Source organism: Kitasatospora sp. NPDC057542 (assembly GCF_042801945.1).
Taxonomy (GTDB): Bacteria; Actinomycetota; Actinomycetes; order Streptomycetales; family Streptomycetaceae; genus Kitasatospora.
The window spans coordinates 47,101-58,630 of record NZ_JBHVFE010000007.1; the positions used below are offsets into that span (position 1 = coordinate 47,101).

Here is an 11,530-nt window from a genome sequence, read left to right on the forward strand (position 1 = left end):
CGCGACCCTGGTTTGGCCTGAAAAGCGGAAGGTCGCCGGTTCGACCCCGGCCCTGGCCACAATCGCCTGAAAGGCGAAAAGGCCCCGGAGAGTTCGCTCTCCGGGGCCTTTTTCATGTCCCGTACGCCAACCGGTACAACGGCTCAGCCGAGCTTGGCGTTGGTGTCGGGCGACGGAATCCCCTGGCTGTTCCGGGCCTGGGGTTCCCCCATCCTGTCGCGCACCTCGTCCCGGGTCTTCCCGCACACGGAGATGCGCTTCACGGCCCCGGAGGTCGTGGTCACGTGGACACGGCCGCGGCAGAGGTCGCGGTTCTTCACGAACTGATCTTGGACATCCTTGCCCCTTCGGCGGGGCAGAGCTTCGGATCCACTCGCCTAGGAGGCCACCAGGGCGTCCGCGAGGCAGGCTGAATGTATGGCGTCGTTCTTCCGCTCACCCTCTCGACCAGGAGCGGGCGGTCAAAGCAGGAGCCTGCTCGCACTGGCGCAGTGCGTGCCGTTCGTCATCGCGCTGGCCGTGCTGATCATCGAGCTCACCCCCGTCCACTTCATCTATACCGGCCCCTTTCTCACTGCGGTGCCGGCGCTGGCGGCGGTGACGATGGACCCCAAGCGCACCGCCCTGGCGGTGGCTCTCACAGTGGCGGTCAGCGTGACCACGGCCACCTGTAACCACGCGTGGGGAACCCTGCAGGTCTATACCAACTTCCTCGCTCTGGCTCTGGTCTCCGTAGCCGGTTTCATCACAAGTAGCGTCGTGCGTGCCTACAGGAAAAGCGAGTTCGACCGAATCCGCCGGATCGCCGTGTGCGCGCAGGAGGTCATTCTGCGACCGGTCCCCGAGCGCCTGGGCCCGGTGCGGGCGGCCAGCCTGTGCCTCGCGGCCGGGACCGGGGCGCAGGTCGGCGGTGATCTGTACGAGGCCGTGCAGACGCGGTACGGCGTCCGGATGATCGTGGGGGACGTCCGCGGCAAGGGGCTCAATGCCATGCGCGCGGTCGCGGTGGCGCTGGGTGCGTTCCGGGTGGTCGTGCACTATGAGGACGACCTCGTGGGGGTCATGAACCACTGCGCGGCCGCGCTGCGCCGGGAGGCCGCCGTGCCGGGCGCCTTCCCCGAGGAAACCCTGATGGAGGGATTCACCACCGCACTCATCGCCCAGGTGCCGAACGACGAACCCGTAGTGCAACTGGTCAACCACGGCCATCCGCCCCCGCTGGTACTCCACGAGGGCCGAACTCGGGCTTTGATGCCCACCTCGCCTCGTCCACCCCTGGGCCTGGAGGACCTGGTCACCGGCCCTCCCGAGACGCCAGAGGGCTATCCGTTCGCACCGGGCGACCGTCTCCTTCTCTACACCGACGGCGTGATCGAAGCCCGCGACCCTGGCAACAGCTTCTTCCCTCTGCCGGAGACCATGGAGTCGATCAGCTTCGACACCACCCCTCAGGAGTTCCTTGAACAACTGCACCAGGCATTGATCCGCCACACCGAAGGCCACTTGGCGGACGATGTAACGATGATCCTTGTCGACCGGCTCGTCGAAGGGGCCGCCGTGTCGGTCATCTGAAACCTTGGCCCGTCAGCCCGCAGGAGCCTGCCCGACGGCTTCAAGGTCGAGATCTCCGGAGACACCATCACGATGACGGTGAGCCCCTCCGGGATCCACCAACGCAACCTGCTGGTGGTGCGTCGCCGGTTCGACGCCCACACGCCGGCCGGGCTGCTGCCGTACTGACCCTCCGGCAGCCCGGGTTCCCCCTGGAGGGGGAGGGGGTACCGCCCGCCGGACGATCCGGCGGGGTGGGGTGACACGGGACCGTGGGCGGCATGGAGACGACACGGGACACGGGCTGGAACCGGGTGGCGCCGGCGGCGGGACGGGCGGCGGCAGGGTGGGCGGTGGCCTTCGCGCTGGTGCACGTGTACTGGCTGGCGGACGGGCGGCTGGGCCTGCCGGACGGCCGGTCGGTGTGGAGCAGCACCCCGCTGCTGGTGATCGACGTGATCGCGATCCCGCTGTGCGCGGTGGCCGCGGCGGTGGCGCTGGCGCCGCTGCGGCGGTGGGGCGCGCGGGTGCCGCCCCGGCTGCTGGGCTTCGCGCTGTGGGGCACCACCGCGCTGCTGGTGCTGCACGCCGCGCCGTCCGTGCCGGACTGGATCGCGCTGGCCACCGGCAGCCGGTCGGGTGCCGAGCTGGATGCGATGGCGCGGTTCGCGACCTTCGGCTACGAGCCGTTCTTCCTCGTCGGCGGCCTGCTGTTCGCGGTCACCTCGCTCGGCCGCCGCGCGGTGCACCGGTCAGCCGCGCGGTGAGCCAGTCGGCGGTGGCGGGGAGCCAGTCCGGCAGGGCGGTGCCGAGCAGGTGGTTGCCGTGCGGGACGAGCAGCAGTCGGGCGTCCGGGGCGTGCCCGGCCAGGGCGGCGGCGGTGGTGACGCCCGGGATGCGGTCCTCGCCGCCCTCGACCACGAGCAGCGGGACGGTGATCGCCGGCGCGAGGGCGGTCAGGTCCACCCGGTCGGCGAAGGCGCGGGCCGCCTCGTCCCCGCCGCAGCGCTGGGCCAGGGTCGCGGTGACGAACGGGACCAGGCCGTCCCAGTCCAGCCGGTAGGGGCCGCTGACCACGGCGGCCGCGCACAGCCGCGGCTCGCGGGCGGCGGCCTCGGCCGCGTAGTAGCCGCCCAGGCTGAGGCCGATCACGGCGGTCCGGGCGAGGTCCAGCCCCGCGCGGCCGGCCAGCGCGTCGAGGGCGCGGCCGACCACCCGGTGGTACTCCGGCTCCGGCACGCTGCCGGCGGCCAGCACCCCCTGCCCGGGCCCGTCGACGGCGAGCACCGCGACGCCCCGGGCGAGCAGGGCCTCGGCCACCGCGTGGAACTCCTCCTTGGCCGAGTCCATCCCCGGCACCACCACGACCACCGGGGCCGCTCCCCCGCCGGCCGCCGGGCGGCGCAGCCAGCCCGCGAAGCCCTCGCCCTCGACCCGCTGCGCCCCCGGGTCGAGCAGCGCCAGCGCCCGCCGCATCGCCTCGTCGGCCTCGGCGGCGGCCTCGGCCGCGGCGGCCCGGTCGGGGTGCGGGAGCAGCCCGGCGAAGTGGTACCAGCGGGCGGCGCTCCGGTACCCCTCACCGGCGGTGACGGTGAGGCCCCCGGCGGCGGCCCGCTCCGCCGCCTCGGCGTACCGGCGGCCGGCGGCCCGGCAGGCGGCCGGCCAGTCGCGCAGCGAGGTCAGCGGGGCGGTCACCCGGGCGTACTCGTACGGGTCCAGGCCGGCGCCGTGGGCGCGCGGGCGGTTCTCCTCGACGAAGGCGGGCAGCAGGCCGGGGGTGTCGAGGAAGGAGAGGTCGGGCATGGCGGGAGTTCCCTTCGAATCGGTCGGAGCGGGGTCAGGCGAGGGTCAGGACGGCCTTGCCGCGGATCCGGCGCTCGCGCAGGTCGGTGAGCACGGCGGCGGTCTCCGCCCAGGGCGCGACCCGGCCGAGCTCCGGGCTCAGCCGCCCCTCCCCGGTCAGCCGCACCAGGGTGGCCAGGTCGGCGCCGTCGGAGACGTCCGAGTCCGCGTAGTGGAAGTGCCGGACGACCGCCGACTCCGGGCCCTTGAAGAAGTCGAAGAAGTCGAGCGTGACGGGCGTCCGGGAGGCCTGGCCGAACCAGATCAGGGTGCCGCGCCGGGCCAGCCGGGCCAGCGCGAGCGGCAGCGCGGCGCCGCCGGTGGACTCCAGCACCAGGTCGTACGGCCCGCGTGCCGCGCCCGGCTCGTGGACCACCTCGGCCGCTCCCAGCTCGACCAGCCGCCGCCCGCGCTCCGGGGAGGCGGTGACGGCGGTCAGCTCGGCCCCGGCCGCGGCGGCCAGCTCGGTCACGTAGTGCCCGACGCCCCCGGAGGCCCCGGTCAGCAGCACCCGCCGTCCGGCCAGCGGCCCCGCCGCCCGCAGCAGCCGCAGCGCGGTGAGGCCGGCCAGCGGCAGCGCGGCCGCCCGCACGGCGTCCAGGCCGTCGGGCAGCTCGGCGAGGGAGGACGTCGGGACGCACACGTACTCGGCCCACCCTCCGGCCGGCGGATGCCCCACCACCCGGCGGCACACGGCGGGCCCCGACCCGTCGGCGGCGGCCTGCACCACCAGCCCGGCCACGTCCTTCCCCGGCCGCCACCCGGCCCGGGGCGCCTCCAGCTGGAAGGTCTCGCCCCGGTTCACCGAGAACGCCTCCACCTTCACCAGCGCCTCCCCCGGCCCCGGCCGCGGCTGCTCCACCTCTGCGAATCGCACCGGCTCCGCTGCCCGCCCCGTCGCCACCAGCGCCTTCATCCCCACTCCTCCGTCGGACACCCGCTCACCTCACCCCGCGCCGCACCACCCGGTCCAACAACCGGAGGAGCGCGACGACAACCACCGGTTGTGCGGCGAGAAGCGATGCGCCGGAGGCGGCTGCGGGCGACGCGGCGGCCTGCGTGCCCGAAGCGCCCCGCCGACGGGAGGCCGAAGCCAGGCCCCTAGGGTGCCGGGGTGGATCTGGATCTGGCGCAGGTGCGGGCCTTCGTCGTCGCGGCCGAGGAGTTGCACTTCGGGCGGGCGGCCGGGCGGTTGGGGATCAGCCAGCAGGGGCTGTCGAAGCGGGTGGCGCGGCTGGAGGCGGCGCTGGGGGTCCGGCTGCTGGACCGGGACGCGCGCGGGGTGGGGCTGACCGAGGCCGGGCGGCGGTTCCTGGAGCCGGCCCGGCGGGTGCTGGCGCAGGGGGAGCGGGCGGTCGCCGCCGTGGGGTGCGCCGCCCGTCCGCTGCGGATCGACGTGTGGGGGCACCTGTACGCCCCGATGCGTACGCTCGCGCAGGCGGTGGACGCGGCGCCGGGACTCCAGGTGGAGCCGGTGCCGGGCCGGGACCTGCCGTCCGTCGCGGCGGCCGTGCTGCGCGGGGAGGCGGACGCCGGATTCGGCCGGGTGCACCGGCTCCCCGGCAACGAGGGCGAGTTGACGCACCGGCTGGTCCGGCTGGAGCCCGTGGACGCGCTGCTGAGCACCGACCATCCGCTGGCCGGCCGGGACGCCCTGCGCCCGGACGAACTGCGGGGCAGTGTGCTGCGCTACCCGGCCGCGGTGGACCGGCTGGACTTCCTCACCCGCTTCGCCGCCCGGTTCGGGATCTCCCACCGGGTCGGCTCGACCAACCTGGGCCTGGAGCACTTCGTGGAGCAGGTCCGCACCGACCCGGCCTGCTTCTCCCTCGTCCCCGCCGACGGCCCGCTCCCCGGGCGCCCGGGCGTCCGCACCGTCCCGCTGGCGGACCCGACCCCGCTCTACGCCTGGTCGCTCCTCTGGCGCACCGGCCCGGCCACCGACCATCACCCCCGACTCGACGATCTGCTGCGGGCGTTCACCACCGAGGCGGCCCGCAACCGGTGGCTGGAGTACGACCCGGCCCGCGACTGGCTCCCGGACGCCGACCAGGCCGCGCTCCACCCGTGACGACCGCCCACGACGGCCGAAGCGGCCGCGCCGGCCGCCGCCGGCTCAGGAGGTCCGGAGCCAGGAGTCGGTGGTGCGCTCCACCGAACCGTCCGCCTTGTAGTAGGTGACGGTCGCGGCGTCGGTGCCCGGCTTCGCCACGAGGGCGTAGTAGCGGAACGGGGAGTCCCCGACCGCGACCGGCACCGCCTCGGTGGTGCCGCCGGTCTTCCAGGTGACCACGACCTTCGCGACCTCGGCCTGGACCCCCTCGATCACCACCGCGGGGACGCCCGAGTCGTGGTGGAGGCCGAGCGAGGCGCCGCCGACGGCGCCCGGGAACCCGCCCGGGGCGGAGACCGCGTGCAGGGAGTCGTCGACCTGCCGCTTGCCGTCCACGGTGAAGTAGTAGTTCACCTCGTCGATGCGCGGGTCCCAGTTGCTCTCGGCGTCCTTCGGGACGACCGGCTTCACCTCCGGGTTGGCGGCGTACCGCTCCGCCCGGATCAGTCGGGCCTGCTTGAGGGCGTCCTCCTTGGTGGGGGCGACCGGCCACAGCGCGGCCCAGGCCTGCCAGGTGTGGCCGTTCGCCGTACCTTCGGCGACCTTGACCCGGGTGGGAGTGAACGGGTCCCGGGCGACGGGTGCGCTCGGGGTGGCGGCCGGCGCGGAGGCCGGGGTCGAGGCCGCCACCACCACGGTCGAGACAGCCGCCCGGCCGCGCTCGCCGAGCACCGCCGTACCGCCGGCGACTCCGGCGACCAGCACCGCCGCCACCCCGGCGGTCAGCAGCCTCCGGCGACGCAGCCGCCGCCGGCCTCCGGCGACCAGCCGGTCGTACGGGACCGCTCCGGTGTCGACGCTCCCGGCCAGTTCTCCCAGGGCCCGCACGGCCGCCGACTCGTCGCCGGTCGCCGTGCCCCCAAGCAGGAACTCGTTGTTCATCTCGCCCCTTCGATGCTCGTCAGTCCGATGAGTGAGGAGACCCCGCGGAGTTTGGCCAGCCCTCTGGCCGCCTGGCTCTTCACCGTGCCGACCGAGCAGCCCATCGCCGCCGCGGTCTGGGTCTCGCTGAGGTCCTCCCAGTACCGCAGCACCACGGCCTGGCGCTGGCGCGGCGGCAGGGTGGCGAGCGCGGCGAGCAGCACGGCCCGGTCGTCCGGGTCGGCGCCGTGCGGCGCGGGCCGGTCCGGGAACGCGGTGACCGGGTACTCGACCACCCGCCGCCGGAACCGTCTGGCGTGCTCGTTGATCACGATCCGGCGCACGTAGGCGTACGGATCGTCCGCCGTACGCACCCTGCTCCAGGCCGCGTACGCCCGCTCCAGCGCCTGCTGGACCAGGTCCTCGGCGCCGTGCCGGTCACCCGCGAGCAGGTACGCCGTCCTGAGCAGCCGTGACCACGCGCTGCCGACGAACGTCCGGAACTCCTCGTCCCGGGCGGTCTTGTGGGCTCCCATGAGCACCTCCTCAACCTCCCGGAGCCCGGGACGGCCGCGAACCGTTGCCCGTCGTTCGCGATTCGCCGCCGACGGCTGTGACACTGGAGGGGCTCGAAAACCGAGGTGCGCTCCGCCGTGCCTCCTTGCGAACCTAGAGGGATGCCCGCAGTGAGTTCTCCCGCAGTCCAGTCCGCCACCGCACCCACCGAGGGGCCCGGAATCGGTGAGCTGGCCGCCCGCCTGCCCGAGCTGACCCTGCGCGACCAGGTGCGGATCGGGCGCCGGCTGGAGGGGGCCCGTCGGGTCCGCAAGCCCGAGGCCCGGCAGAAGATCGCCGCCGACATCGCCGCCGACATCGACCGCGCCGAGCTGGCCGTCGAGCGGCGCCGGCAGTCCGTCCCGAGGATCGGCTATCCGGCCGAGCTCCCGGTCAGCCAGAAGAAGGACGAGATCCTGGCGGCGATCCGGGACCACCAGGTGGTGATCGTCGCGGGCGAGACCGGCTCCGGCAAGACCACCCAGATCCCGAAGATCTGCCTGGAGCTCGGCCGTGGCGTGCGCGGCCTGGTCGGCCACACCCAGCCGCGCCGGATCGCCGCCCGCACGGTGGCCGAGCGGGTCGCCGAGGAGCTGGACAGCCCGCTCGGCGAGGCGGTCGGCTGGAAGGTCCGGTTCACCGACCAGGTCGGCCAGGACACCCTGGTCAAGCTGATGACGGACGGCATCCTGCTCGCGGAGATCCAGACCGACCGCGACCTGCACCAGTACGACACCCTGATCATCGACGAGGCGCACGAGCGCAGCCTCAACATCGACTTCATCCTCGGCTACGTCAAGCAGCTGCTCCCCCGCCGCCCGGACCTCAAGGTCGTGATCACCTCCGCGACCATCGACCCGGAGCGCTTCGCCCGGCACTTCGGCGACGCCCCGATCGTCGAGGTCTCCGGCCGCACCTACCCGGTGGAGGTCCGCTACCGGCCGGTCGTCGACGACATCGACGACGAGGCGGACGAGGCCGACCGCGACCGGGACCAGATCCAGGCGATCTGCGACGCCGCCGAGGAGCTCCAGGCCGAGGGCCCGGGCGACATCCTGGTCTTCCTCTCCGGCGAGCGCGAGATCCGCGACACCGCCGACGCCCTCGGCCGGCTGAAGCTGAAGAACACCGAGATCCTGCCGCTGTACGCGCGGCTCAGCTCGGCCGAACAGCACAAGGTCTTCCAGCGCTCGCGCAGCCGTCGGATCGTGCTGGCCACCAACGTGGCCGAGACCTCGCTCACCGTCCCCGGCATCAAGTACGTGATCGACCCGGGCACCGCCCGGATCTCCCGCTACAGCCACCGCACCAAGGTGCAGCGGCTGCCGATCGAGGCGATCAGCCAGGCCAGCGCCAACCAGCGCAAGGGCCGCTGCGGCCGCACCTCGGACGGCATCTGCATCCGGCTCTACTCGGAGGAGGACTTCCTCTCCCGCCCCGAGTTCACCGATGCCGAGATCCTGCGCACCAACCTGGCCTCGGTGATCCTCCAGATGACCGCGGCCGGCCTCGGCGACATCGCCGCCTTCCCGTTCCTGGACCCGCCGGACTCGCGCAACATCAAGGACGGCATCCACCTGCTGCACGAGCTGGGCGCGCTCGACCCGGACGAGAAGGACCCGCGCAAGCGCCTGACCCAGCTCGGCCGCAAGCTCGCCCAGCTCCCGGTGGACCCGCGGATGGCGCGCATGGTGCTGGAGGCGGACCGCAACGGCTGCGTCCGCGACGTCATGGTGATCGCCGCCGCGCTCTCCATCCAGGACCCGCGCGAACGCCCGGCCGAGAAGCGCCAGGCCGCCGACGACCGGCACCGCCGGTTCACCTCGGAGACCTCCGACTTCCTCTCCTACCTGGCGATGTGGCGCTACGTCCGGGAGCAGCAGCGGGAGCTCTCCTCCTCGGCCTTCCGCCGGATGTGCAAGTCGGAGTTCCTCAACTACCTGCGGATACGGGAGTGGCAGGACATCTACACCCAGCTGCGCACCGTCGCGAAGCAGTTGGGCGTGACGATCGAGGAGCCGCACCCCGACGCCGAACCGGACGCCGACCGGATCCACCAGTCGCTGCTGGCCGGCCTGCTCTCCCACATCGGCCTGTACGACGTGGAGAAGCGTGAGTACGGCGGCGCACGCGGCGCCCGGTTCGCCGTCTTCCCCGGCTCCGGCCTGTTCAAGAAGCCGCCGCGCTGGGTGATGTCGGCAGAGCTGGTGGAGACCTCCCGGCTCTGGGCGCGGATCAACGCCAGGATCGAGCCGGAGTGGGTCGAGCCGCTGGCCGGCCACCTGATCAAGCGCAGCTACAGCGAGCCGCACTGGGAGAAGAAGGCCGGCGCGGTGCTGGCGTACGAGAAGGTGACCCTCTACGGGATGCCGGTCGTCGCCCAGCGCAAGGTCAACTACGGGAGGATCGACCCGGAGCTCTGTCGCGAGCTGTTCATCCGCAACGCGCTGGTCGAGGGCGACTGGGAGACCCACCACAGGTTCTTCGCGGAGAACCGCAAGCTGCTCGGCGAGGTCGAGGAGCTGGAGAACCGGGCCCGCCGCCGGGACATCCTGGTGGACGACCAGACCCTGTTCGACTTCTACGACGCCCGGCTGCCCGACGAGATCGTCTCCACCCGGCACTTCGACTCCTGGTGGAAGAAGGCCCGGCACGAGCAGCCGGACCTGCTGAACTTCGAGAAGTCGATGCTGATCAACGACTCCGCGGACGGCGTCACGGAGGCCGACTACCCGGACCACTGGCAGCAGGGCAAGCTCAGCTTCAAGCTGACCTACCAGTTCGAGCCGGGCAGCGACGCGGACGGCGTGACCGTGCACATCCCGCTGCCGGTGCTCAACCAGGTCACCGCGGAGGGCTTCGACTGGCAGATCCCCGGTCTGCGGGAGGAGCTGGTCACCGCGTACATCAAGTCGCTGCCGAAGGCGATCCGGCGCAACTTCGTTCCGGCGCCGGACTTCGCCCGGGCGGCGCTGCGCGCGGTGAAGGACCGCCAGGAGCCGCTGCTCCCGGCCCTGGAGCACGCCCTGAAGCGCCTGACGGCGGTCACCGTGCCGCCGGAGGCCTGGGACGACGAGCGGGTGCCGGACCACCTCAAGGTGACCTTCCGGGTGGTGGACGGGCGCCGCAGGCTCGCCGAGTCCAAGGACCTGGAGGAGCTGCGGCTGAAGCTCAAGCCCAAGCTCAAGGAGACGCTCTCCTCGGCCGCCTCCGGCCAGGGCATCGAGCAGAGCGGGCTGACCGCCTGGCCGGCCTCGCTGCCGGTGCTCCAGCGCACCTTCGAGCAGCGCTCGCGCGGCCACTCGATGCGCGCCTACCCGGCCCTGGTGGACGAGGGCCAGTCGGTCGGCGTCAAGCTGTTCGACACCCCGGAGGCGCAGGCCCAGTCGATGTGGGAGGGGACGCGGCGGCTGCTGATGCTGACCACCAACTCCCCGGCCAAGTCGATCCAGGGCCGGCTGGGCAACCAGGCGAAGCTGGCGCTCTCGCACAGCCCGCACGGCTCGATCGGCGCCCTGTTCGAGGACGTCGTGGCCGCCGCGACGGACCGGCTGATGACCCTGGCCGGCGGCCCGGCCTGGGACGAGGCGGCCTTCGGCAAGCTGCACGACACGGTGCGCGCGGACCTCTACGACCTGTCCGCGGACACCACGTTGAAGACGGCCACCGCGCTGATCGCCTTCCACAAGGCCTCGACCCGGCTGAAGACGGTGAGCAGCCCGGTGCTGCTGAACGCGGTGAACGACATCCGGCTGCACCTGGCCTCGCTGGTGCACCCGGGCTTCGTGACGGCCGCCGGCTGGCAGCGGCTGCCGGACCTCAAGCGCTACCTGCTGGCGGTGGACCGCCGCCTGGAGGCGCTGCCCAACCACCCGCAGCGGGACGCCCAGCAGCTGCTGAAGGTGCAGCAGGTGCAGCAGGCGTACGGGGAGCTGCTGGCGGCGGTGCCGGCCGGGCACCAGCCGTCCGCGGAGGTGCGGGCGATCCGCTGGATGATCGAGGAGCTGCGGGTCAGCTTCTTCGCCCAGTCGCTGGGCACGCCGAGCCCGGTCTCGGAGAAGCGGATCGTGAAGGCGATGGAGGCGGCGCGGGCGACCCTCTGACCGGGCGGCGCCCTGAGCTGCGGATGGGCCTTCAGGAGCCAGTTCGACCTGGGGGCCCACCATGGGCTACGATCTGTCTTGTTCGCAGCGCGGCAAGCGAGTGAACGAGATCAGAAGAATCTGGTCCCGTGGAGCAGTTGGTTAGCTCGCCACCCTGTCAAGGTGGAGGTCGCGGGTTCAAGTCCCGTCGGGATCGCCGCAGTGCGAGAGGCCCGGAACCGTCAGGTTCCGGGCCTCTTGCTTTTGACCGTTGGCCCCATACCCCGGCTAGGTCTAGACCACAAGCGACAGGTCGCGTGACGGTCGTCACGCGACCTCCTCCGGAGCGGGCCCCTCGGAACCCCCCTCCAGAACCCCGCTAATTTAATATGTAAAATTGTACAGGTATTCACTGTAAATCCCCCCCGCCCCACGCGCATCAAATCGTTATCCGGAGTTCAACATTCCGACCGGCCGGCCGGTACTGAACACCCTCGGGCGAGCACGACAAAGGGGCCGCTTACCG

The 11,530-nt window shown here is 72.7% G+C and carries 9 protein-coding genes and 1 tRNA gene; 5 read left to right on the plus strand and 5 right to left on the minus strand.

Going from position 1 to position 11,530, the window contains the following annotated elements:
- Positions 1-143: 143 nt before the first annotated feature.
- The gene (locus ACFU7Y_RS02160) at positions 144-320 is read right to left on the minus strand and encodes a hypothetical protein (RefSeq protein ID WP_224283300.1); all 177 of its coding nucleotides are present in this window, start codon (positions 318-320) and stop codon (positions 144-146) included.
- A gap of 97 nt (positions 321-417) precedes the next feature.
- Between ACFU7Y_RS02160 and ACFU7Y_RS02165 the strand changes: the two genes are divergently transcribed.
- On the plus strand, positions 418-1,572 hold the full coding sequence (locus ACFU7Y_RS02165) for a PP2C family protein-serine/threonine phosphatase (protein ID WP_224285206.1): 1,155 nt from the start codon (positions 418-420) through the stop codon (positions 1,570-1,572).
- Between the two features lie 260 nt (positions 1,573-1,832).
- Positions 1,833-2,318 (plus strand): DUF3995 domain-containing protein, encoded by a 486-nt coding sequence (locus ACFU7Y_RS02170; RefSeq protein WP_224285205.1) that lies wholly within the window; start codon positions 1,833-1,835, stop codon positions 2,316-2,318.
- Here the strand turns inward: ACFU7Y_RS02170 and ACFU7Y_RS02175 are convergent.
- Positions 2,272-3,354, minus strand: coding sequence for an alpha/beta hydrolase family protein (locus ACFU7Y_RS02175; RefSeq protein WP_380766096.1), 1,083 nt, complete (start codon positions 3,352-3,354; stop codon positions 2,272-2,274). The genes ACFU7Y_RS02170 and ACFU7Y_RS02175 overlap by 47 nt on opposite strands.
- Positions 3,355-3,388: 34 nt before the next feature.
- Positions 3,389-4,309: a zinc-binding dehydrogenase gene (locus tag ACFU7Y_RS02180; protein ID WP_380766098.1), complete on the minus strand. Its 921-nt coding sequence runs from the start codon at positions 4,307-4,309 to the stop codon at positions 3,389-3,391.
- A 198-nt stretch (positions 4,310-4,507) separates the two neighbouring features.
- Here ACFU7Y_RS02180 and ACFU7Y_RS02185 point away from each other — a divergent pair, with 198 nt between their 5' ends.
- Positions 4,508-5,464 (plus strand): LysR family transcriptional regulator, encoded by a 957-nt coding sequence (locus ACFU7Y_RS02185; protein ID WP_380766099.1) that lies wholly within the window; start codon positions 4,508-4,510, stop codon positions 5,462-5,464.
- A 45-nt stretch (positions 5,465-5,509) separates the two neighbouring features.
- Here ACFU7Y_RS02185 and ACFU7Y_RS02190 read toward each other — a convergent pair whose 3' ends face one another.
- Together ACFU7Y_RS02190 and ACFU7Y_RS02195 are read right to left on the minus strand one after the other, a co-directional pair.
- On the minus strand, positions 5,510-6,388 hold the full coding sequence (locus ACFU7Y_RS02190) for a hypothetical protein (RefSeq protein WP_380766101.1): 879 nt from the start codon (positions 6,386-6,388) through the stop codon (positions 5,510-5,512).
- Positions 6,385-6,903 (minus strand): SigE family RNA polymerase sigma factor, encoded by a 519-nt coding sequence (locus tag ACFU7Y_RS02195; RefSeq protein WP_380766104.1) that lies wholly within the window; start codon positions 6,901-6,903, stop codon positions 6,385-6,387. The genes ACFU7Y_RS02190 and ACFU7Y_RS02195 overlap by 4 nt, the downstream gene beginning before the upstream one ends.
- Positions 6,904-7,044: 141 nt before the next feature.
- Between ACFU7Y_RS02195 and hrpA the strand changes: the two genes are divergently transcribed.
- Positions 7,045-11,025, plus strand: coding sequence for an ATP-dependent RNA helicase HrpA (gene hrpA / locus ACFU7Y_RS02200; protein WP_380766106.1), 3,981 nt, complete (start codon positions 7,045-7,047; stop codon positions 11,023-11,025).
- Positions 11,026-11,147: 122 nt separating this feature from the next.
- Positions 11,148-11,221, plus strand: a tRNA-Asp gene (locus ACFU7Y_RS02205).
- Positions 11,222-11,530 lie beyond the last annotated feature (309 nt).

Coding starts and splice junctions, on each gene's coding strand:
- ACFU7Y_RS02165 (WP_224285206.1), top strand. CDS start 418: ATGGCGTCGTTCTTCCGCTCACCCTCTCGACCAGGAGCGGGCGGTCAA.
- ACFU7Y_RS02170 (WP_224285205.1), top strand. CDS start 1,833: ATGGAGACGACACGGGACACGGGCTGGAACCGGGTGGCGCCGGCGGCG.
- ACFU7Y_RS02175 (WP_380766096.1), bottom strand. CDS start 3,354: ATGCCCGACCTCTCCTTCCTCGACACCCCCGGCCTGCTGCCCGCCTTC.
- ACFU7Y_RS02180 (WP_380766098.1), bottom strand. CDS start 4,309: ATGAAGGCGCTGGTGGCGACGGGGCGGGCAGCGGAGCCGGTGCGATTC.
- ACFU7Y_RS02190 (WP_380766101.1), bottom strand. CDS start 6,388: ATGAACAACGAGTTCCTGCTTGGGGGCACGGCGACCGGCGACGAGTCG.
- ACFU7Y_RS02195 (WP_380766104.1), bottom strand. CDS start 6,903: ATGGGAGCCCACAAGACCGCCCGGGACGAGGAGTTCCGGACGTTCGTC.
- hrpA (WP_380766106.1), top strand. CDS start 7,045: ATGCCCGCAGTGAGTTCTCCCGCAGTCCAGTCCGCCACCGCACCCACC.